General features: G+C 64.1%; 20 protein-coding genes. 16 read left to right on the top strand and 4 right to left on the bottom strand.

The annotated features are described in order from the left end of the window. The first annotated feature begins 363 nt into the window (after positions 1-363). The 5 genes from GCT19_RS08150 (at position 364) to GCT19_RS08130 (ending at position 5,483) form a co-directional block, all read left to right on the top strand. Positions 364-786 carry a MarR family winged helix-turn-helix transcriptional regulator gene (locus GCT19_RS08150; protein ID WP_152851584.1) on the top strand — a complete coding sequence of 141 codons (423 nt, stop codon included), beginning with the start codon at positions 364-366 and terminating at the stop codon, positions 784-786. An 82-nt stretch (positions 787-868) separates the two neighbouring features. Further along, positions 869-1,291, top strand: coding sequence for a MarR family winged helix-turn-helix transcriptional regulator (locus GCT19_RS08145; protein WP_152851583.1), 423 nt, complete (start codon positions 869-871; stop codon positions 1,289-1,291). Between the two features lie 81 nt (positions 1,292-1,372). Continuing rightward, positions 1,373-2,473: an HlyD family secretion protein gene (locus tag GCT19_RS08140; RefSeq protein WP_026228436.1), complete on the top strand. Its 1,101-nt coding sequence runs from the start codon at positions 1,373-1,375 to the stop codon at positions 2,471-2,473. A gap of 7 nt (positions 2,474-2,480) precedes the next feature. Beyond that, positions 2,481-4,052: a DHA2 family efflux MFS transporter permease subunit gene (locus tag GCT19_RS08135; protein WP_026228437.1), complete on the top strand. Its 1,572-nt coding sequence runs from the start codon at positions 2,481-2,483 to the stop codon at positions 4,050-4,052. A 9-nt stretch (positions 4,053-4,061) separates the two neighbouring features. Beyond that, positions 4,062-5,483: an efflux transporter outer membrane subunit gene (locus tag GCT19_RS08130; protein WP_152851582.1), complete on the top strand. Its 1,422-nt coding sequence runs from the start codon at positions 4,062-4,064 to the stop codon at positions 5,481-5,483. 256 nt (positions 5,484-5,739) lie between these two features. Here the strand turns inward: GCT19_RS08130 and GCT19_RS44365 are convergent, their stop codons facing one another. Then, positions 5,740-5,949, bottom strand: coding sequence for a hypothetical protein (locus tag GCT19_RS44365; RefSeq protein WP_265334611.1), 210 nt, complete (start codon positions 5,947-5,949; stop codon positions 5,740-5,742). Between GCT19_RS44365 and GCT19_RS44790 the strand changes: the two genes are divergently transcribed. The 3 genes from GCT19_RS44790 (at position 5,942) to GCT19_RS08115 (ending at position 7,593) form a co-directional block, all read left to right on the top strand. After that, entirely contained in the window at positions 5,942-6,016 is a 75-nt protein-coding gene (locus tag GCT19_RS44790; protein WP_265102381.1) for a DUF2778 domain-containing protein, read from the top strand. The genes GCT19_RS44365 and GCT19_RS44790 overlap by 8 nt on opposite strands. A 253-nt stretch (positions 6,017-6,269) precedes the next feature. Further along, the gene (gene panE / locus GCT19_RS08120) at positions 6,270-7,205 is read left to right on the top strand and encodes a 2-dehydropantoate 2-reductase (RefSeq protein WP_152851581.1); all 936 of its coding nucleotides are present in this window, start codon (positions 6,270-6,272) and stop codon (positions 7,203-7,205) included. Between the two features lie 88 nt (positions 7,206-7,293). Then, a complete protein-coding gene (locus GCT19_RS08115) occupies positions 7,294-7,593 on the top strand; it encodes a hypothetical protein (RefSeq protein ID WP_026228439.1) in 300 nt (99 codons plus the stop codon). A gap of 27 nt (positions 7,594-7,620) precedes the next feature. Here the strand turns inward: GCT19_RS08115 and GCT19_RS08110 are convergent, their stop codons facing one another. Further along, entirely contained in the window at positions 7,621-8,058 is a 438-nt protein-coding gene (locus GCT19_RS08110; protein ID WP_152851580.1) for a carboxymuconolactone decarboxylase family protein, read from the bottom strand. Positions 8,059-8,175: 117 nt separating this feature from the next. On the opposite strand from GCT19_RS08110, the gene pdxR reads away from it, so the two are divergent. The 6 genes from pdxR (at position 8,176) to GCT19_RS08080 (ending at position 15,186) form a co-directional block, all read left to right on the top strand. Next, positions 8,176-9,663 (top strand): MocR-like pyridoxine biosynthesis transcription factor PdxR, encoded by a 1,488-nt coding sequence (pdxR, locus tag GCT19_RS08105; protein WP_152851579.1) that lies wholly within the window; start codon positions 8,176-8,178, stop codon positions 9,661-9,663. A gap of 374 nt (positions 9,664-10,037) precedes the next feature. Further along, entirely contained in the window at positions 10,038-10,490 is a 453-nt protein-coding gene (locus tag GCT19_RS08100; protein WP_013092256.1) for an HU family DNA-binding protein, read from the top strand. Between the two features lie 413 nt (positions 10,491-10,903). Continuing rightward, positions 10,904-12,313, top strand: a complete 1,410-nt coding sequence (locus GCT19_RS08095; RefSeq protein WP_026228440.1) for a circularly permuted type 2 ATP-grasp protein — start codon at positions 10,904-10,906, stop codon at positions 12,311-12,313. 118 nt (positions 12,314-12,431) lie between these two features. After that, the gene (locus GCT19_RS08090) at positions 12,432-13,382 is read left to right on the top strand and encodes an alpha-E domain-containing protein (protein WP_018434147.1); all 951 of its coding nucleotides are present in this window, start codon (positions 12,432-12,434) and stop codon (positions 13,380-13,382) included. A gap of 12 nt (positions 13,383-13,394) precedes the next feature. After that, positions 13,395-14,195, top strand: coding sequence for a transglutaminase family protein (locus GCT19_RS08085; RefSeq protein ID WP_152851578.1), 801 nt, complete (start codon positions 13,395-13,397; stop codon positions 14,193-14,195). Between the two features lie 118 nt (positions 14,196-14,313). Further along, positions 14,314-15,186 (top strand): proteasome-type protease, encoded by an 873-nt coding sequence (locus GCT19_RS08080; protein WP_026228441.1) that lies wholly within the window; start codon positions 14,314-14,316, stop codon positions 15,184-15,186. A gap of 110 nt (positions 15,187-15,296) precedes the next feature. Here GCT19_RS08080 and GCT19_RS08075 read toward each other — a convergent pair whose 3' ends face one another. Together GCT19_RS08075 and GCT19_RS08070 are read right to left on the bottom strand one after the other, a co-directional pair. After that, positions 15,297-16,484: a porin gene (locus GCT19_RS08075; RefSeq protein ID WP_018434150.1), complete on the bottom strand. Its 1,188-nt coding sequence runs from the start codon at positions 16,482-16,484 to the stop codon at positions 15,297-15,299. A 387-nt stretch (positions 16,485-16,871) separates the two neighbouring features. Continuing rightward, a complete protein-coding gene (locus GCT19_RS08070; RefSeq protein ID WP_152851577.1) occupies positions 16,872-18,143 on the bottom strand; it encodes a YihY/virulence factor BrkB family protein in 1,272 nt (423 codons plus the stop codon). Positions 18,144-18,336: 193 nt separating this feature from the next. Here GCT19_RS08070 and GCT19_RS08065 point away from each other — a divergent pair, with 193 nt between their 5' ends. Together GCT19_RS08065 and GCT19_RS08060 are read left to right on the top strand one after the other, a co-directional pair. Then, positions 18,337-18,876 (top strand): YbaK/EbsC family protein, encoded by a 540-nt coding sequence (locus GCT19_RS08065; RefSeq protein WP_026228442.1) that lies wholly within the window; start codon positions 18,337-18,339, stop codon positions 18,874-18,876. A gap of 126 nt (positions 18,877-19,002) precedes the next feature. Further along, complete coding sequence (locus GCT19_RS08060; protein ID WP_018434153.1) at positions 19,003-20,562, top strand: methyl-accepting chemotaxis protein; 1,560 nt, start codon at positions 19,003-19,005, stop codon at positions 20,560-20,562.

Below are 20,562 nucleotides of genomic sequence, written 5' to 3'. Positions count from 1 at the left end.
CCCACCTCGCCCCTGGCTGGCAGGGGAAGGACAGGCGAACTGGAGGTGGACGACGGGCGATGGCAAGCCCGTCGATCAATCAGGACGACGTTTCGATGGGAACGGGAGGCAACCTGGTCATAAGCGGCTATTGAGTATGGACAGTCCGCTCATAGGTCGGACGGATTTTGTCGAGCGTCGCGGTGGGCGCTTCTGAGACAGCGACAGCGCCGGAGCACTGATCTCCAAAAATGTTATAACATAACAATTGTGGTTGGCAAGTCGCAAACTGAACGCGCGCGCCGTCGCGCTGCCGACAAGGCATTTGCCAGCCGCTCACAGAAAAACTTGACACCGTGCATATGCACACATAGACTTGCTTGCATGAACCGCCCTATCTCCTACGACGAATGCAACTGCTTCGCGCTGCGCCAGGCGGCGCGGCACGTCACGCAAGTCTACGAGCGCCATCTCGGCAGCGTGGGGCTGACGGCTGCGCAGTTCACGATCCTGGCAAAGCTCGCGCGCACCCCGAACCTGCCGATGGCGGAGCTCGCCGACGCGATGGTCATGGAGCGCACTACGCTGGTCCGCGCAATGAAGCCGCTGCAGCGCGACGGCCTCGTGCTGGCCGAAGCGGCGGACCACGACAACCGCACGCTGCTGTTCAGCCTGACGGAAAAGGGCGAGACCACATTTGACCAGGCCTCGGTCGCATGGCGCGCCGCGCAGGACGAATTCGAAAAGAAGTTCGGTCGCGCCCGCGCGAAGACGCTGCGCGCGGAGCTGTTCAGCATCACGGACTAGATCGGCACCGGAACCCGCCTCGGCGGGTTTTATAACGCCGTTTCATGTGCATATGCACTAACTAGCAAAGGAAGTGCAGCGAATGGAAGCGCTCTTGGACGACGACTGCTTTGCGATCCGCCAGGCCGCACGTCACGTATCGCAGATCTACGATCGGCATTTGTCGAATGTCGGCCTGACCATCACGCAGTTTTCGCTGCTGGGGCGTCTGAAGCGCACCGGTCCGATGACGATGAAGCAGATCGCCGAAGCCATGCGCATGCAGCGCACCACGCTGGTCCGCACGATCCAGCCGCTGCGCCGCGACGGGCTCGTGTCGAGCGAGGTGCTGGGCGCGGATGCGCGCACGCTGCTGATCTCGCTGACCACCGAAGGTGAACAGCGGCTAGCCGCGGGCCGCGCCCACTGGTACGCCGCCCAAGCCGAGTTCGAGCACCGCTTCGGCGAGGAGCGCGCGGCCGCGCTGCGCAACGAGCTATTTGCCATCACCAAAGATTCGCTTTGACATAAACGCTGAAGGTAGCGGAGGCCGGCGCTCTGCGCCTTTTTTTTCAACCTGAAAAGTGCATACGCACATATCGACATCATGTCCACAACTCCCTCGACCGTCGCGCCCCCGAGCGCGGTACAACCCGCCCGAGCGGCGCGGCGTATCCCGTGGATGCTGCTCGCGGTCCTGTCCGTTCTCGTCGTGCTGGCGCTGGCCACGTCGTACTGGTTTTTCGTCGGCCGCTTCGTCGAGACGACCGATGATGCCTACGTCGGCGGCGACGTCACGGTGATGGCGCCGAAGGTCAACGGCTTCGTCACCGACGTGCTGGTGCGCGACAACGAGTTCGTGCATGCGAACCAGGTGCTCGTGCGTCTCGATGCGCGCGACTACGACGCGCGTCTCGCGCAGGCCAACGCGGAAGTGGAGAGCGCGCAGGCCGCCGTCACCGAGCTCGAAGCGAAGAAATCGCTGCAACTCGCGGCGATCAACGAACAGGCCGCGGAGGTCCGCGCGTCGGGCGCCGAGCTGACGCGCAGCGCGGCCGACCAGATACGCTACCGTGAGCTGGTGAAGGACGACGCGGTGTCGAATCAGGTGGTCGAGAAAGCCGATGCCGATCTGACCAAAGCGCGCGCCGCGGTCGATAAGAGCGGCGCGGCGCTGCTGGCAGCGCAACGCCAGATCGCAGTGCTCGACGCGCAGATCGGCGATGCGAAAGCGCGCATCGCGACCGCACAGGCCGCGCAGCGCGTCGCCGCGTTGAACGTGGAATACACGACGATCCGCTCGCCGATCGACGGCTACGTCGGCAATCGCACCGCGCGCGTCGGTCTGCTCGCGAACACGGGAGTGTCGCTGCTGACCGTCGTGCCCGCGAGCGGCCTGTGGATCGACGCGAACTTCAAGGAAGACCAGCTGCGCAAGATGCGCGCGGGCGACCGCGTCGAGGTCCAGCTCGACGCGTCGAGTACCGCGCTGCACGGCGTGGTCGAAAGCCTTGCGCCCGCGACTGGCGCGACCTTCAGCGTATTGCCCGCGGAAAACGCGACCGGCAACTTCACGAAGATCGTGCAGCGCGTGCCGGTGCGGGTGCGCCTCGACGTGCCGAAGGACATGCAAGGCGTGTTGCGTCCGGGCCTCTCCGCGACGGTGAAAGTGCACGTCGATGCGGGCCATCCGGCCGCGCAAGGATGAACCGATCATGACTCACGATCTCGACAACCCCGCCGACCAGCCGACCCGCACCAAGGTCTTCGCATTCGCGCTGATGTGCGTGGGCTTTTTCATGGCGACGCTCGATATCCAGATCGTCGCGTCGTCGCTGCGCGATATCGGTGGCGGGCTGTCCGCGAGTCAGGATGAACTGTCGTGGGTGCAGACCTCGTATCTGATCGCGGAGATCATCGTGATTCCGATGTCGGGGTGGCTCACGCGCGTGTTCTCGACGCGGTGGCTCTTCACGTTCTCCGCGCTCGGCTTCACGGTGACGAGCATGCTATGCGGCCTCGCATGGGACATCAACTCGATGATCCTGTTTCGCGGGCTGCAAGGCGCGACCGGTGCGGCGATGATTCCGACCGTGTTCACGACCGCGTTCGTGCTGTTTCCCGGCAAGCAGCGTTTGATCGCATCGACGACGATCGGCGCGCTCGCGTCGCTGGCGCCGACGATCGGTCCGGTGATCGGCGGCTGGATCACGTCGCAATGGTCGTGGCACTGGCTGTTCTATCTGAACCTGGTGCCGGGCGTCGCCGTCACGCTGCTGGTGCCGAAGTACGTGCATATCGACAGGGTCGATCTGTCGCTGCTGAAGAAGGGCGACTACATCGGCATCCTGCTGATGTCGGGTTTTCTCGGCTGCCTCGAATACGTGCTCGAAGAAGGGCCGCGCAAGAACTGGTTCGGCGACGACGTGATCGTGCTGTGCGCGTGGGTCGCGGCGATCTGCGGGTTTCTGTTCCTCGTGCATGCGTTCACCGCGAAGGAACCGATCGTCGACCTGCGCGCGCTGGCGTTGCGCAACTTCGGTATCGGCAGTCTGCTGTCGTTCATCACCGGGATCGGCATCTTCTGCACCGTGTTCCTGACACCGGTGTTTCTTGCCCGTGTGCGCGGCTTCGATTCGTTGCAGATCGGCCTCGCGTTGCTGTCCGTCGGCTGTTTTCAGTTGCTCGCGCTTGCCGCGTACTCGACGCTCGCGCGCTTCGTCGACATGCGCATGCTGATGGTGTTCGGCCTCGCGCTGTTTGGCATCGGCTGCTATCTGTACGTGCCGCTGACGAACCAATGGGGCTGGCAGCAGTTGCTGATTCCGCAGGCGTTGCGCGGAATCGGCCAGCAGTTCTGTATTCCGCCGATCGTGACGATGGCGCTCGGCGCGTTGCCGCCGTCGCGGCTACGCTCCGCGAGCGGACTGTTCAATCTGATGCGTAACCTCGGCGGCGCGATCGGCATCGCGGTCAGCAGCACGATGTTGAACGACCGTCTGAACCTTCATTACGAACGGCTCGACGAGCATCTGAACGCGGGCCGTCCGGTCGTCGAATCGATCTTGCAGAAGCAGGCTGAATATCTGTCGGCAGTCGGCGGCAACGTGTTGAATGCCGCGAATGCGGGGCTGGCCCAATTGCACGAGGCACTGATGCGCGAAGCGCTGGTGCTCGCGTTTTCCGACGCATTTCTGGCGGTTGCGCTGTGCTTCGTGGTCGCTTTGCTGAGCGTGCTGTTTTCGCGCCCGTTCGGCCACACCGCGCCCCCGCCCGATGCCCACTAGGAGTCCAACATGAAACGAATGGTGATGAAGTTAGTGGCGAGCGCGGCTCTTTTGACGCTCGCGGCCTGCGCGGTGCAACCGGCCACGCACGCCGATTTGCCGCATACGGTGCAGACGCTGGCGCCGGCCGCCTGGAGCGTCGACGCACCGCAAGATAGCGTGAACACCGATGCATGGTGGGCGCAATTCGGCGACCCGGTCATGCATCAGCTGATCGAATCGGTGTTGACCGGCAACCTCGACGTGCAGGCCGCGGCCGAGCGCGTCAAGCAGTCGCAGGATCTGGTGACGCAGAATCGCGCGGCGCTGCTGCCGGAGCTGAATGCGAACGCGGGCGCGTCGACCACGCGGCAGAATACGCCGCCGCCGCTCGGCTACGTGCGCCAGGCCGGCTTCGGCCTCGCCGCGAGCTGGACGCCTGACGTGTTCGGCGGCGAACGACTCGCGGTGCTGGCGTCGCAGGCGCAGGTGTCGGGTAGCGTTGCGGCGCTGAACCAGTTGCGGCTCGCGCTCGCGGCGAACACGGCGGCTGCATACATCGATCTGCGCTGGGCGCAGGCGCAATTGCAGATCCTCGACGACAACGAGCAGATCCGCAGCCGCGCGCTGAAGCTCACGCAGGCGCGCCTGCATTACGGACTGTCGACCCAGCTCGACGTCGCCCGTGCGCAGAATCAGTTGCAGGACTTGCAGGCACAGATTCCGCGCATGCAATCGACGGTCCAGCATCAACTGAGCCTGATCGCCGTGTATTCGGGGCGTACGCCGGAAAGTCTCGATACGCTGCTGCTTTCCAGCGCGCGCGAGATTCCGGTGCCTGCGCAAAGCGCGCCGCAGGTGTTGCCGTCCGACGCGTTGCTGCATCGGCCGGACGTGCGCACCGCTTATGCGCTCGTCGAACAGCGTGCGGCGGAAGTGGGGGTATCGAAGGCCCAGCGCTATCCGCAGTTCAAGATCAACCTGACCAATGGGCTGCTCGCATCGTCGTACCTTGGCATGCCGACGCTGACCGACAATCTGTTCAGCGCCGCGTTGAATGCAACGAGCCCGATCTTCAACGCCGGGCGCATCACCGCGAACATCGACGCGAGCGAGAGCCGCATGCGCGAATCGCAGCTCGGCTTGCAGCAGACGATGCTGCAAGCGCTGAAGGAGGTCGAGGACAATCGCAGCGATCTCGTCAGCGGCGCGGCGCAGGTGCAGCGCCTGGCCGGTGCGCTCGATGCGTCGAATCATGCGCTGCGTCTGTCGACCGAGTTGTACAAGGGCGGCGCGTCGAGCTTCCTCGATGTGCTCGACGCGCAGCAAGCGTATCTGCGCGACTCGGAGTCGTTGAATCAGGCCCGGCGCGAGCACGCGCTTTCGGCGATCGCGCTGTACCGGTCGCTGGGGGGCGGGTGGGAGCAGGGAGAAACGGTGGCGGCGCAGTGACGGCAGCGGGGCGTGTGACGCTGGGTCGTCCAAGCGTCAAGTGGGGGATTCGCGTGGGGGACGTCTGATGTTACTGGAGCGGTGGATGGTGCATGCATTGTGTGCTCGTTCGAGCGCTGCTTCAATGTAACGGATCGTCAAATGTGAGAAGCAAGCGCGCGAGGTCATGTATTCGGCCGGCAAGCGATGGTAAAAGGGCAGTCCTACTCACGATTCAAGGAATCCGTAATCATGAAGATAGCCCTGCATCTTTGGTTCAAGTGCGATCGCGGCGCAGACAGTAGCGATTTGATTGATGTGCGCGGACACCAGTGCTGAGGGAGAGAAGAAAAATGCCTGTTTTCTGCACCTTCACGCTCAATAAGCGCGAGATGTCGAGTTTCGATTGTCCTGGATTTGGTAAGGTCGAAGCGTATTCCGGTCGCGGCGTGGGGCGCGATAATCCTGATGCTGCTTCGATGCCCATGGTCGGCGCTATCCCGCGTGGGACTTACTATCTCGTAGATCGCCAATCGGGTGGCGTTCCGTCGTAAAACTTGCTGGATTCGCGCGGCGCGCCGGTCTGTTCGGGCTGCTGCGCGCACGCCATGCAACGGGCACCGTGGACCCACGGGCAACGCTCCCCGGAACCGATTCCCAATCTTTGCTACATTCTGCACAAGAAGCACATACGCGGCACCCATCGGGATGCGTCCATCAGCGACGCGCATGGACGCGGCACCCATCGGGATGCGTCCACCAGCGACGCGCATGATCGGCAAACCGAAATCTTTCAAGAGGCTCACGATGCGAATTCTGGTAGTAGGGGCGGGCGCGGTAGGCGGTTATTTCGGCGGACGTCTGGTGGCGGGGGGGCAGGACGTGACCTTCCTCGTGCGCGCCGGTCGCGCGGAAAAGCTGCGGCGCGACGGCCTCGTGATCAACAGCCCACGGGGCAATCTCCAGTTGCGCGACGTGAAGACGATACTGGCCGGTGTCGCCAGCGAGCCGTTCGACCTCGTGCTGCTGAGCTGCAAGGCCTACAGTCTCGACGACGCGATCGATTCGTTCACGCCATTCGTCGGCGAAGATACGCTGATCCTGCCGATGCTCAACGGCATGCGCCATATCGAGGTGCTGACCGCGCGCTTCGGCAAGGAGCGCGTGCTCGGCGGCCAGTGCGTGATCGCCGCGACGCTCAATGCGGAGCAGCACATCGTGCATCTGAACGACATGCAGGCGATTACGTTCGGCGAACTCGTGGGCGGCACCTCGGAGCGCACCCAGGCGATCGCCGATGCGATGTCGGGCGCGCAGTTCGACGTCGCGGTCAGCGACAACATCCTGCTGCGCATGTGGGAGAAATGGGTGTTCCTCGCCACTTTGGCCGGGAGTACCTGCTTGATGCGCGGTTCGGTCGGCGATATTCTGGCTGCGCCTGACGGCAGGCGCGTGATCGAGAATCTGCTCGGCGAATGCCGCGCGGTGGCCGAACACAACGGCTTCACGATGGACGCGGACTTCGACGCGCGCGCCATCCAGGTGCTGCTGACGCCGTCACCGCTGACCGCGTCGATGCTGCGCGACGTCGAAAACCGCTCGCACACCGAGGCGGATCATATTCTCGGCGACCTGATCACGCGCGGCGGCGACGCGCAAAAGGGCGAACACGCCCTGTCGCTGCTGCGCATCGCCTATAGTCATCTGAAGACGTACGAAGCGCGCCAGACCCGCACTTCCTGACGGCTCGCCGCGGCCGGCGCGAACGCGGGTCGGGCGAATGGCGCGCCGCGCGCGAGCGCCGCCGCAATCTGACGATCGGAGGTCAAGCATGCCGACTCCCACTGGATCGGTGCCCGCGCTCAGCGCCGCTTCCGCGACCGTGTTCTCGATCGGCATCGTGTTTCTCGGCTACTGGGGCATGTACGAGCCGACCGCCTGGCACAAGGCCGATATCGTGGTCTTCGTGCTCGCGCTGGCCGGCTTCGCGTGCCTCGGCCTCGTGCCTTGGATGGCGACGAGTCCCGTCGAGCCGGAGAACAGCGACTCCCGCGTGCGGATCGCGCGGCATCTGTTTCTAGCGGGCGTGACCTCGATCTGGCTCGCGGTGGCGGTTTCCGTGATCTTCTGAGGTCTCGCGACTACAAAGGCGCGCCGCTTACTCCGGCATCTTCCTGAACGACACCGCAATCCGGTTCCAGCCGTTGATCGCAACGATCAGCAGCGTCAGGTCGCTGATTTCCTGCTCGCTGAAATGCGGCTTCACTGCTTCCCATACCGTATCCGGCACGCGCGTTTGCGCGACCAGCGTCACTGCCTCCGTCCATTCGAGCGCCGCGCGTTCGCGCGCGGTGAAAAACGGCGCTTCGCGCCACGCGGCCACCGTGGCGAGACGCCGTTCGGTTTCGCCGTGCTTGCGCGCATCGGTCACGTGCATGTCGAGGCAGAACGCGCAGCCGTTCAACTGCGACGCGCGAATCCGCACGAGTTCGGCGAGGGTCTTGTCGATCGTGCTTTTGCCGATCGTTTCCTCGAGCGCGAGCATCGCGCGGGTGCCGCTCGGGCAGGCCTTGTAAAAGTCGAGACGTGCTTGCATCAGAGAGTCCTCGTGAATGTGCGAGGGCGTCCAAATGGGCGTCCGTGGAGGTAAGCTTACGTTCGCCACTGGTCGGTCGAAATAACCATTTCGCCGTTATTTGAGGTAACCACCCGAATGGACATTCACATCGCGGTCGAAGGCCATCACGATCTGTCCGGACAGATTTATCGGCAGTTGCGCGCGGGCATTCTCGAAGGGCGGCTTGCCGGCGGCACGCGTCTGCCGTCCACGCGCGATCTCGCGACGCAGCTCGGCGTGTCGCGCAAGACCACGCTCGACGTTTTCGAGCGGCTGCTGTCCGAAGGCTATCTGAGCGCGCGCGCCGGTTCGGGCACCTTCGTCGCCGACGGGCTCGAACGGCTGCCCGCCGAGCGCTCCGCGCAGGCGCGCGCGGCGGCTCGTTCGCGCGAGCGGGACGCGGCGCAGGCGAAGGCCGCGGCACGTGCGCAGCCGCTGTGGGAGCAGATGCCCGACAGTCTGCCGTTGCCGCGGCCGTCGGTGCCGTCGCCGCTCGACTTCATCGGCGGCGCGACCGACAAGTCGCTGTTTCCCTTCGACGTCTGGCGCCGCTGTGTGAATCACGCGCTGCGCGGCCAGGCGCGCAGCCCCGGCACCTATCGCGACGCCGCCGGTGAGCAGCAGCTGCGTCTCGCGATCTCGCGCTACCTTGCCTTCAACCGCGCGGTGTCGAGCAACTGGGAAGACGTGATCGTCACGCAGGGCGCGCAGCACGCGCTCGATCTGATGGCGCGCATCACGCTGCGGCCCGGCGAAATCGTGGCGATCGAAGATCCCGGTTACCCACCCGCGCATGCCTGCTTCACGGTGACGGGCGCGCGCGTGGTGCCGGTTCCGGTCGATAGCGAAGGCCTGATCGTCGGCAAGCTGCCGGACAAGGCACGGCTCGTCTACGTGACGCCTTCGCATCAGTTTCCGCTCGGCATGCCGATGAGCCTCGAGCGTCGCGTCGAACTGCTCGAATGGGCGCAAAAACGCGGCGCGGTCATCATCGAGGACGACTACGACTGCGAGTACCGTTTCGAAGGCCGGCCGATGGAGCCGCTGAAGAGCCTCGATCGCGCCGGTCTGGTCGCCTACGTCGGCACTTTTTCGAAGACGATCTTCCCTGAGTTGCGCATCGGCTACCTGGTGCCGCCGGCGTCGTTGCACGGCCCGCTGCTGAAGGCACGGCAGATCGCCGATTGTCACGGCTGCACGCTGACGCAAACGGCGCTCGCGTCGTTCATGCTCAATGGCGACTTCGCGCGCCATCTACGGCGCATGCACAAGGCTTATGCGGCGCGCCGCGCGGTGCTGCTCGAGCATCTGCAAGGCGACCTCGCGCGCTGGTTCGAACCGATCGTGCCGACTGCCGGCATCCATCTGGCGGCGCGGCTGAAGGGGTCGTTGGCGTCGCTCGGCGAAGAGGCGCTCGTCGCCGCCGCGCGTGAAGCGTCGATCGGCCTCTATGGACTCGCGCCATTTCACCATCGCGTGACACCGCAGCCCGGGCTGATGTTCGGCTATGGCAGCATCGCGGCCGAACATATCGACACGGCGCTGACGGCGCTCGCCGGCATCCTGCCGCGCATCGCACGCTGAAACGGAACTCGCCGCAAGCGCGGCGTGGGCATCGTCAAAGCGTCGGGGTTGCGTTGCTTGACGCGTCAAGCGAAGAAAACGCCCTGATTCAAGGGGCGAAAACATCAGCTCGCTTCGCCACGCCACCTCGAAACCGCCGCCGAAACGAACTGTAACGAGCGTTACTCCTGCATGTTGAAGACCTTGCCGCGCACGTTTTAGCCGCTAAAACAGGTACTAAAACGTGTTGGACCGTTGGTGCCACGCAAAAAACTTCATCGCAATACATAAAAGAGTCGCGCAAATCGCTTTAGCGCTTGTAGAATCCGGCGTTGAAGCGTGCACATACGGTGTGCGCTTCGAGCAATTCACTGACCACAACAGGTAGGAGAAACATGCCGACTTCCGCAAAAAAGGTGGCCAAGAAGGCTGCTGCCCCGGTACCGACCAAGAAGGTTGCTGCAAAGAAAGTTCCTGCGAAGAAAGCCGTCGCAGCCAAGAAGGTCGCCGTGAAGGCGTCTGGCGCACCGACGCCGATCAAGGACACCTTCACGAAGGCCTCGTTGGCAGCTCACATCGCTGAACGTGCTGCAGTGGAACCGAAGACCGCCAAGGCTGTGCTGGCCGCGCTCGAAGACACGATCCTCGGCACGGTGCACAAGAAGGGCGCTGGCGAATTCACGCTGTCGGGTCTTCTGAAGATCGTCGTGCAGGCTGTGCCGGCGAAGAAGAAGCGCTTCGGCAAGGACCCGTTCACGGGCGAAGAGCGCTGGTTCCCGGCCAAGCCGGCAAGCGTGCGCATCAAGGCCCGCGCGCTGAAGAAGCTGAAGGACGCAGCGGCTGCCTAAGCGCGTTGCTCACGCGGCTCACGCGTCGGCATGGCGCGGTTGTGCTTAACCATGCCTGACGTTTGAGCGCGTAAAAAAGCGCCTGCATGCAGGTGATCGAAGTCCCCGTGGATGAAAATCCACGGGGACTTTTTTATGCGCTCGCTTCGTAGCGTTCGTCGAAATCCATTGGCGAAACGGCAGGCGCATTTCTCATAGTGTGCTCCCTGATGGCGCGCGCGCACCTGACTGGCGCATCATGGTCCACGACAGTACGATCAACGCAATTCGACGCCCTGCGGATGTGCCGATAGCGTGCACGTCAACGCGCATCATCACGACATATTCAATGGCATAACGCTTGCTTGATCAAGGTCGAATCCCGAATGCGCAGCGCATTCGCCTTCTATTCGACAAACAAGACTGGGGCTGACATGCGATGCTATGACGAGATGCGCTATCACGACGATGGCGTACGGCCGCATTACGCGCGCTTTGAGCGATGGTTGGACAGCCAGGGCGACGAAGCGATCGCACGCAAGCGCGCGGAAGCGGACCTGCTGTTCAGGCGCGTCGGCATCACGTTCGCGGTGAACGGCGACCTGTCCGGCACCGAGCGGCTGATTCCCTTCGATCTGATTCCGCGCATCATCCCGCGCGGCGAATGGCAGACGCTCGAAGCCGGTTTGCGACAGCGCGTGCGGGCTCTCAATCTGTTTATCCACGACGTCTATCACGATCGCAACATCGTGCGCGCGGGCATCGTGTCGGCCGAGCAGGTCTATACCAACGCGCAGTATCGTCCGGAGATGCAGGGCGTCGACGTGCCGCTCGGTGTTTACGCGCATATCGCGGGTGTCGACGTGGTGCGCGCCGGCGACGAAGGCGAGTTCTACGTACTCGAAGACAATCTGCGTGTGCCGTCGGGCGTGTCGTACATGCTCGAAAACCGCAAGATGATGATGCGGCTCTTCCCCGAACTGTTCGTGCAGAACCGCATCGCGCCGGTCGCGCATTACCCCGATCTGCTGCTCGATACGCTGCGCTCGGTCGCGCCCGAAGGCGTCGATGATCCGGTCGTCGTCGTGCTGACGCCCGGCATGTACAACTCCGCGTATTTCGAGCATACGTTCCTCGCGCAGCAGATGGGCGTCGAGCTGGTCGAAGGCAAGGATCTGTTCGTCGACGACAACTACGTGTTCATGCGCACCACGCAGGGACCGAAGCGCGTCGACGTGATCTACCGGCGCGTCGACGACGACTTTCTCGATCCGCTCGCGTTTCGCGCCGATTCCGCGCTCGGCGTACCGGGTCTGCTGACCGCGTATCGCGCCGGCCGCGTCGCGCTCGCGAACGCGATGGGCACCGGCATCGCCGACGACAAATCGATCTACCCGTACGTGCCCGACATGATCGAGTTCTATCTCGGCGAAAAGCCGATTCTGAACAACGTGCCGACCTATCAGTGCCGCAAGCCCGAGGATCTCGCCTATACGCTCGCGCATCTGCCGGAGTTGGTGGTCAAGGAAGTGCACGGCGCGGGCGGCTACGGGATGCTGGTCGGCCCGGCCTCGACGAAGGCCGAGGTCGAGGCCTTCCGCGAGCGGCTGATCGCGCGTCCGGCTGGTTATATCGCACAGCCCACTCTAGCGCTGTCCGCGTGTCCGACCTTCGTCGAAGCGGGCATCGCGCCGCGCCATATCGACCTGCGGCCGTTCGTGCTATCGGGCAAGTCCACCACGATGGTGGCGGGCGGCCTCACACGCGTTGCTCTGCAGGAGGGCTCGCTCGTCGTCAATTCATCGCAGGGAGGCGGAACCAAGGATACCTGGATGGTCGACTGATGCGCCGCAAGCGGCACGCAATGCGCGATGCGCCGCCGTCGCTCAACGGATAACCAGCGCGGACTTTCGTCGCTGACGAAGGTCTCGCGCGTTCAGATCACAGACATGGAACGCCGTCATGCTTAGCCGAACCGCCGATCACCTCTTCTGGATGGCCCGCTATATGGAGCGCGCGGAGAACACCGCGCGCATGCTCGACATCAACCTGAAGGCGCAACTGCTGCCGCAGACGGCCGAACAGGAGGCGCGCGCGCAGCGCTCGGTGCTGCGCATCTCCGAGCTCGAAAGCGCCTTCGCGCAGCGTTACGACGAACCGACGCGCGACCACGTGCTCGACTTCATGGTCGCCGACGCGAGCAATCCGTCGAGCATTCATTCATGCCTGCAGGCCGCGCGTGAAAACGCCCGCGCGGTGCGCGGCACGCTGACGACCGAGTGGTGGGAAACCATCAACGACACGTGGCTCGAATTCAACGAGCGGCTCGCGAGCGGGCAGGCCGCGAGCAGTCCGGGCTCGTTGTTCGAATGGGTCAAGTTCCGCTCGCATCTGTCGCGGGGCGTCACGATCGGCACCGCGCTGCAGGACGACGCGTTCTTCTTCACGCAGCTCGGCACGTATCTGGAGCGCGCCGACAACACCGCGCGGATTCTCGATGTGCGTTTCGCGAACGTCGAGCCGAATTCGCGCGACGCCGCGCGCCAGCTCGAGGACTTCTATTACTGGACCTCGATCCTGAGCTCGGTGTCGGCGCTCGAAATCTATCGCAAGGTGTATCGCGACGTCGTGACGCCGGCGCGCGTCGTCGAACTGATGATCCTCAATCAGCAGATGCCGCGCTCGCTGCTCGCCTCGCTCGACGGCGTGTGCACCAATCTCGCGATGCTGCGCACGTCAGGCTCGAACCAGTGCGAGCGCTTCGCCGGCAAGCTGCGCGCCGAGCTGCTGTATGCCGACATCCGGCAGATATTCGAAAGCGGTTTGCACGGCTATCTGACGCAGTTCCTCGCTCGCGTGTTCGAGCTGGGCAACCTGGTGGCGCGTACTTATCTGATGCTGCCAGTGGCCTGACGGAGTTTTCTCATGTATCTGACGATCCGCCACGACACCTCTTACCGCTACGAAGCGACGGTTCATTATTCGATCCAGCAGTTGCGCCTGACGCCCACGAGCGGCACGGGGCAGACCGTGCGGCGCTGGAGCATCGACGCGCCGGGCAAGCTCGACGCCACGCTCGACGCCTACGGCAACGTGCTGCATACGCTCGTCATCAACAAGCCGCACGACGAGATTCATCTGCGCGTGTCGGGCGAGGTGGACACGATGCCGCTCGTCGACGGCGTGCTGCGCGATCCGCCCGGCCCGATTCCGCTCGAGCATTTCACCTGCGCGACGCGTCTGACCGAAGCCGATGGCGCGATCCGCGAACTGGCGGAGTCGGTGGCGAGTCTTGCGAGCCCGGCAAGCCTGATCACGCTTGCCGAGCAGATCGTGCAGCGGGTGCAGTACCGGCCCGGCGTGACCGAGGTCACCAGCACGGCCGCCGAGGCGCTCGCGCTCGGCAACGGCGTGTGCCAGGACCATGCGCATCTGATGCTCGCGTGCTGCCGCGCGCGCGGCGTGCCGGCGCGCTACGTCAGCGGTTATATCGAACCCGGCGACGTGCCGCATGGCGCGAGTCATGCATGGGTCGACGTTTGGCTCGAAGACAAAGGCTGGATTTCGCTCGACGTCACGCATGCCGGGTTTGCCAGCGAGATCTATTGCCGGCTCGCTGTCGCGCGCGATTATGAGGCGGCGGCACCGGTGCGCGGCCGACGCATCGGCGGGCTCGAAGAGGAGCTTCACGTGGCGGTGGCGGTCAGTACGCAGATGTCGCAGTAGCCGCGTTGCAACGCTAAAGGCCGCAAAAATGGCCACCAAAAAGTCCGTAAACACGGATAAAAGGCGCCTGTGCGCCGCATTACAATAGCCTCGTTCCCTCGCGTTCCGCGGATTCCTTATGACTTACTGCGTGGCGATGGCCGTCAACGACGGCCTCGTATTCCTGTCCGATACGCGTACCAATGCGGGCGTGGATCACATCAGTACCGCGCGCAAGATGTCGGTGTTCGAGCAGCCCGGCGAACGCATGCTGGTGCTGCTCGGCGCCGGCAATCTGTCGATCACCCAGGCGGTGCTGCACGAGTTGTCCGAGCCCGCCGATGCCAGCGAGCCGACGCTGTGGAGCGTGCCGACGATGGCCGACGCCGCGCGCGTGGTCGGCAGCGCGGTGCGCCGCGTGCACGAGCGCGAGGCCGCGGCGCTGCAGAAGTTCGGCGTCGACTTCAATTGCAGCTTCATTCTCGGCGGGCAGATCGCGGGCAACCGCATGCGGCTTTTCATGATCTACGCGGCGGGCAATTTCATCGAGGCGTCGGCGGTGAATCCGTATTTTCAGATCGGCGAGGCCAAGTATGGCAAGCCGATCATCGACCGCGTGCTGACGCCGTCCACACCGCTCGACGAGGCCGCGAAGTGCGCGCTGATCTCGATGGACTCGACGCTGCGCTCGAACCTGTCGGTGGGCTTGCCGCTCGATCTGCTGGTGTACGAGAAGGATGCGCTGCGCGTTACGCGATTCGTGTCGATCGATCGCGACAACGCGTACTTCGACATGATTCACCGCACGTGGGGCGAGCGTTTGCGCCAGGTGTTCGCCGAGATTCCCGATCCGGACTGGCAGCAGTCGCTGGATGCGCCGTCGCCGCATCCGGAGCGCGCGCTGGTGCTGTATCGCGCGCCGGTCGGCGCCGATGGCGTCGAGCATGAGCAGGATGTGGCGCCCGCGCAGATTCTCGCGCAAGCCGACAAGGGCAAGGCGCAGCGACGCTAGCTGCGCACCGAAACCTCAGGACGAAAAAAAACCAGCCATCGGCATTGCCTCTGGCTGGTTTTTGATAACGCGGCTCGTCAGCCGCGTATCAGGTCCGACTCGAAGTTCGATTAGAACTTGTGACGGATACCCAGGCTGACCATGACCTGGTTGTTGGTGCTCGACTGGTTGCCGTACGAACCGATCGAAGCCGTTGCCGACACGAGGCCGCCGCCAGGCGTACGCTGGTTGCCGCTTGCGTGCTGCCATGCGGCAACCGTGTACACGTCGGTGCGCTTCGAGAGGTTGTAATCGCCGCCCAGCGAAACCTGGTTGTACGTCGCGCTTGCGTCGCCCGAGCCGTGCGTGTACGCATAGCCGAGACCGATCAGCGCTGCCGGCGTGAGCTGGTAGCCCAGGTACGCGCGGCCGACGTTGAACTTCTGCGTCGTCGCGAAGCCCGAGTTCGCGTCCGGACGGTACTGTGCGTTGCTGTACGACAGGTTACCCGTCCACGGGCCCGTCACGTACTGAACCGCAGCCGATGCGATGCCGATCGACTTCGATGCAGCGTAAGCCGAGTTGATGCCGGCGAAGGTCGGGAAGTTGGAGTCAAACGTGGCGCCCGGCGCTGCCGTACCTGCCCAGCCGCCAGCAGCCGTACGCGCAGCCACCGAATTCGCATTGCTTGCGTGCAGGTAGCCAGCAGCGACGCTGAACGGACCCGTTGCATACGTTGCCGCGCCCGACCACGTCTGGCCCGAACCCGTCGCGCCTGCGACGCCGCCCAGAGCATACAGACCTTCGATCTGGAAGCCCGACCAGACCGGCGACACGTACTTCAACGAGTTGATGACGCGGAAGCTGTTGTCGTTGTTGTCGACGTCGCCCGGCGTAGCGAACGTGCTACCGAAGTAGTTGTCGCCCGTCAGCGGCTGGACCATGTCGACCAGCGGGTCGTACTGACGACCAGCCGTGAACGTGCCCCAGACGTCGCCCGTCAAACCGACGTAAGCCTGACGACCGAACATCGAGCCACCTTGCTGCAGCTTGCCGGTGTTGATGTCAAAGCCGTTTTCCAACTGGAAAATTGCCTTCAGGCCACCGCCCAGGTCTTCCGTGCCCTTCAGGCCGAAACGGTTACCTTGGATGTTGCCGCCAAACAGTTGAACGAGGCTGCCGCCGTGCGGCGTAGCGTTGTTCACGTACTGGATCGATTCATCCAGCACGCCATACAGGGTCACGCTGCTTTGCGCGTGTGCGACACCGGCGACGCCGAGGAGCGCCAGCGAGAGGGTAGACAGTGCGATTCGTTTCATCCATTTCTCCACGCAGATGATTGTTCGTTGTTGCGGAAAGCAGAATAGCTCAGCGCATCCGCCGGGTAGAAACGGAAAAAAAAGAGTGTCGCCAAAAACTGACAATCGATGCAAACCCTTGTATTTAAAGCCCATCAACGATTATTTCTATTTGCGCAACATTTATTGGTCTGATGCGCATTATTGTTGATTTGTTGATAGTGACCGGGGGACTTAACGCACTTTCGGCATCGTTTTGCATGCTAAATGTAATCTAGTCGTCTACACGTCCGCTCGACTTTGTAGTGAAAACATAAAAGAAATAGTCGGCGAAATGACTAGCCAGGCTGGACAGAAGAAGCGCGTTGTGTCCAAGCGCCATCGAGTGGTTTGACGGCGCAACACATTTCAGCGCCTATCGGCGCCACGGCGCGCCATGGCCGCGGCCGTGAGTCCCGCGGCGGCCGCGAGCAGCACCGAGGTCCACGGGTTGCGTCGCACGTAGCGGTCGGCGGCCGTCGCCTGGCGGCGTGCTTCGACGATGGCCGACGCCGCGAGACGGGTGGCTTGCGCTTCGACGTCGAGCACCTTGCGCGTAACGTCCACCGCGGTCTCATGCGCGGAGCGCGTTTTCGCGGCCACGCCGATCCCTGACGGCGGCAGCGGCGCGGTCGTTTGGCTGGCAACACGCACAGCCGTGCGAGCCGACGAAACGGCGTTCCCCGCGACGGTCGATGCCGCCAGCACCGACGCAAGCTTCGCGCGGCTGCCCGGCGGCGCTTCCCCCTGCATGCCCCAGCCGCCGCGCGGATCGTGCAGCCTGCCGCGCGCCGCCGAGAACTCCGCGCCGAGCAGCAGCACCAGCGCCGAGAAGTACAGCCACATCAGCAGCACCGCGAGCGAGCCGGCCGCGCCGAACGCGCTGGCCATTCCCGCATGCGCGAGATAGAGCGCGAACAGCTTTCTGCCGCCCGTGAACAGCACGGCCGCGACGACGCCGCCCACCAGCGCATCGCGCCACAGCACCCGAGCGTCGGGCAGGAACTTCAGCAGTGCGGCGAATGCGAACATCAGCACGAGCAGCCCGACGCCGAGCTGCAGCAGATTGCCGATCACGACATAGGGCGAGTCGCCCCACAGCCACTCGCCGATAAAGGCGATGACCGTATCGAGCACCAGCGATACGATCAGCAGGAACGCGACGCCGAGCACGAGTCCGAACGAAATCAGCCGTACCCGCACGAGCGCGAGCCAGCTGGCCGTGCGCGGCCCGGTGTAGGGCCACACTATATTGAGCGCGCTGTTCAGCGACGAGAACGTCGCCGACGCGCCGATCGCCAGCAGCGAGAACGAAATGATCGTCGCGATGCCCCCTTTGGCGCCCGCGTGATGCGCGTTCTCGACGATCGTCTGCACGCCGGCTGCGGCCTGGTCGCCGATCAGGCCGTTGATGTGGCCGAACAGCTCGCCGCGCGCGGCCGCCGGGCCGAAGAACCAGCCGGCCACCGCGATCACCATCACGAGCGTCGGCGCGAGCGAAAACGCCGCATAGAACGCGATGCTCGCCGCCATCTCCAGGCAGCGGTTCTCCGTGAATTGCCGCAGTGCGCCCATCGCCCAATTGGCCTGGTGACGCGCGGCCTGCTGGAGGTTCTCGCGAGAAAGGGTATCGATGTCCATGATCGTGTCTGAATCGTGACGGCGCTTTCACGGTGTTTGCCTTGTCGCTTTTCGCAAACCTCGTGCCCGTCACTATACAAGTTAAGCGGCGGGCTTCACGGCCTGTTTTCATGGCCTGCTTCGATGGCCCGTTTCGCGGCCGCCCGCGCGTACCGCTAGAATGCAGCGGGTTAATGTCATCTTTCCGCTCATCATGCATTCGCACGAACTGGTACAGCAACTGGACGTCATCGAGCGCGACCAGTGGCGCGCGCATTTGTCCGCGCATGTCATCGAACAATTGCCGGCGCACGGAATCACGGTGTTCGCCGTCACCGACGACGCCTCCGACACCGCCGCATTCAGCGCGCGCTATGGCTTCGGCCTCGAAGACTGCGCGAACACGATCGTGATCCGCTATAAGAAAGACGGTGGCGAGCACTTCGCGGCGCTGGTGTCGCTCGGCTCGCGGCGGCTCGACATCAACGGCGCGGTGAAGGCCGAACTCGGCGCGCAGCGGCTGTCATTCGCGAAGCGCGAGGCGGCGGTCGAGCATAGCCGGATGGAGTTCGGCGGCATTACCGCCTTCGGTCTGCCGGCCGACTGGCGCGTCCTGGTCGACGCCGCGGTGATGGAGCGCACGCAGATCGTGATGGGCGCCGGCGTGCGCGCGGCCAAGCTGCTGATGTCGCCCGACGTGCTGCGGCAATGGCCGCGCTGCGAGGTGGCGGCGCTGACGCTGCCGGCGGACTGAAACCCGCAACCTTGGAGTAGCACTGAAGTTTTCCGCCGTCGCGCCGTTAATCCCGACAACGACATGAAACGTTTGCGGCTGTCCGCTCGCGCGGACAACCGCAAACCACGACAAGGGATACGGAAGATGGAACGGTTTCGCCTGAAAGTGCGACTGTGGCTCGCACTCGCGGTGATGTGCATGGGGATTCTGGCGATCGGCCTGTGGGGCGCATACAAAACGCGCGACACGATGATCGCCGATCGCGAGGGCGAGCTGAAAAACGTGGTCAGCATCGCATACAGCGTGCTCGATCGCTATAACGCGCTCGCCACGGCCGGCACGATGCCGCTCGCCGACGCGCAGCGCGCCGCGATGGACGACCTGCGCGCAATGCGCTACGACGGTGCCGGCGGCTATCTCGTGCTCGAAGACAGCCGCGCGCACGTGCTGATGCATGCCACGCGCGCCGACCTCGTCGGCAAGGACATGAGCACCGTCACCGATCCTGACGGCCGTCATGTGTTCAAGGAAGGTTCCGAACAGACTCAGCGCGAAGGCGAGGCATTCGTCCATCTGATGTTCCCGAAGCCCGGCACCAACCAGCTCGCGCCGAAGAGCAACTACATGCGCCTTTACAAGCCGTGGGACTGGACCATCGTCACCGGCGTGTTCACGGACGACATCGAGGCGGTGTTCTACCGCACCCTCGCGCAATACGTGATCGCGGCGCTGGTGCTGTGCGCGCTCGTGTCGCTGGTGATCGGCGTGATCGTGCGCAGCATTCTGCGTCAGCTTGGCGGCGAACCGGCGTACGCGGTGCAGATCGCGTCGCGTATCGCGGACGGCGACCTCGACGTGATCGTCGATACGAAGACCGGCGACAGTACCAGTCTGCTCGCCGCGATGAAACGGATGCAGCAGCGTCTCGCGCAGGCGATCGAGCAGATTCGCAGCGGCGCGACGCTGATTTCGTCGGTATCGAACGAGATCGCCGCGGGCAATTCGGACCTGTCGCGCCGCACCGAGCAGCAGGCGGCCGCGCTCGGCGAGACCGCGTCGAGCATGGAGCAGATCACCGCGACCGTGCGTCAGAACGCCGACAACGCGAAGCAGGCGAGCCAGCTCGCGCACAACGCGTCGGAAACCGCGGCGCGCGGCGGCGCGGTGGTCGGTCAGGTGATCGACACGATGCGCGGGATTTCACAGTCGTCGCATCGGATCGGCGACATCATCGGCGTGATCGAAGGGATTGCGTTTCAGACCAATATTCTCGCGTTGAACGCGGCCGTCGAGGCGGCGCGCGCGGGCGAGGAGGGCCGCGGTTTCGCGGTGGTCGCGGGCGAAGTGCGTACGCTCGCGCAACGCAGCGCGGCTGCCGCTAAGGAAATCAAGGCGCTGATCGAGGAATCGGCCGCGCAGATCGCGGGCGGTTCGGAGCACGTCGGACGCGCGGGCGACACGATGCAGGAAGTCGTGCAGGCGGTACGTCGTGTCAACGACATCATGGGCGAGATCAGCGCGGCGTCGGTCGAGCAGACCTCGGGCATCGAGCAGGTCAACATCGCGGTCGCGAGCATGGATCAGACGACGCAGCAGAATGCGGCGCTCGTAGAGGAAGCGAGCGCGTCGGCCGATGTGCTGAAGACGCAGACCGGGCAATTGTCGGCGGCGATCGCGGTGTTCAAGTTGCCGGAGCAGCGCTAA

The organism is Paraburkholderia atlantica (genome assembly GCF_009362785.1).
Lineage (GTDB): Bacteria > Pseudomonadota > Gammaproteobacteria > Burkholderiales > Burkholderiaceae > Paraburkholderia > Paraburkholderia atlantica.
Note: the sequence above shows the minus strand (reverse complement) of the source record. Positions and strands in the feature narration are given on the sequence as shown.

What these genes read in the sequence shown, in the direction of transcription:
- GCT19_RS08150 (WP_152851584.1), top strand. Translation starts at nt 364, where the DNA reads ATGAACCGCCCTATCTCCTACGACGAATGCAACTGCTTCGCGCTGCGC.
- GCT19_RS08145 (WP_152851583.1), top strand. Translation starts at nt 869, where the DNA reads ATGGAAGCGCTCTTGGACGACGACTGCTTTGCGATCCGCCAGGCCGCA.
- GCT19_RS08140 (WP_026228436.1), top strand. Translation starts at nt 1,373, where the DNA reads ATGTCCACAACTCCCTCGACCGTCGCGCCCCCGAGCGCGGTACAACCC.
- GCT19_RS08135 (WP_026228437.1), top strand. Translation starts at nt 2,481, where the DNA reads ATGACTCACGATCTCGACAACCCCGCCGACCAGCCGACCCGCACCAAG.
- GCT19_RS08130 (WP_152851582.1), top strand. Translation starts at nt 4,062, where the DNA reads ATGAAACGAATGGTGATGAAGTTAGTGGCGAGCGCGGCTCTTTTGACG.
- GCT19_RS44365 (WP_265334611.1), bottom strand. Translation starts at nt 5,949, where the DNA reads ATGGGCATCGAAGCAGCATCAGGATTATCGCGCCCCACGCCGCGACCG.
- panE (WP_152851581.1), top strand. Translation starts at nt 6,270, where the DNA reads ATGCGAATTCTGGTAGTAGGGGCGGGCGCGGTAGGCGGTTATTTCGGC.
- GCT19_RS08115 (WP_026228439.1), top strand. Translation starts at nt 7,294, where the DNA reads ATGCCGACTCCCACTGGATCGGTGCCCGCGCTCAGCGCCGCTTCCGCG.
- GCT19_RS08110 (WP_152851580.1), bottom strand. Translation starts at nt 8,058, where the DNA reads ATGCAAGCACGTCTCGACTTTTACAAGGCCTGCCCGAGCGGCACCCGC.
- pdxR (WP_152851579.1), top strand. Translation starts at nt 8,176, where the DNA reads ATGGACATTCACATCGCGGTCGAAGGCCATCACGATCTGTCCGGACAG.
- GCT19_RS08100 (WP_013092256.1), top strand. Translation starts at nt 10,038, where the DNA reads ATGCCGACTTCCGCAAAAAAGGTGGCCAAGAAGGCTGCTGCCCCGGTA.
- GCT19_RS08095 (WP_026228440.1), top strand. Translation starts at nt 10,904, where the DNA reads ATGCGATGCTATGACGAGATGCGCTATCACGACGATGGCGTACGGCCG.
- GCT19_RS08090 (WP_018434147.1), top strand. Translation starts at nt 12,432, where the DNA reads ATGCTTAGCCGAACCGCCGATCACCTCTTCTGGATGGCCCGCTATATG.
- GCT19_RS08085 (WP_152851578.1), top strand. Translation starts at nt 13,395, where the DNA reads ATGTATCTGACGATCCGCCACGACACCTCTTACCGCTACGAAGCGACG.
- GCT19_RS08080 (WP_026228441.1), top strand. Translation starts at nt 14,314, where the DNA reads ATGACTTACTGCGTGGCGATGGCCGTCAACGACGGCCTCGTATTCCTG.
- GCT19_RS08075 (WP_018434150.1), bottom strand. Translation starts at nt 16,484, where the DNA reads ATGAAACGAATCGCACTGTCTACCCTCTCGCTGGCGCTCCTCGGCGTC.
- GCT19_RS08070 (WP_152851577.1), bottom strand. Translation starts at nt 18,143, where the DNA reads ATGGACATCGATACCCTTTCTCGCGAGAACCTCCAGCAGGCCGCGCGT.
- GCT19_RS08065 (WP_026228442.1), top strand. Translation starts at nt 18,337, where the DNA reads ATGCATTCGCACGAACTGGTACAGCAACTGGACGTCATCGAGCGCGAC.
- GCT19_RS08060 (WP_018434153.1), top strand. Translation starts at nt 19,003, where the DNA reads ATGGAACGGTTTCGCCTGAAAGTGCGACTGTGGCTCGCACTCGCGGTG.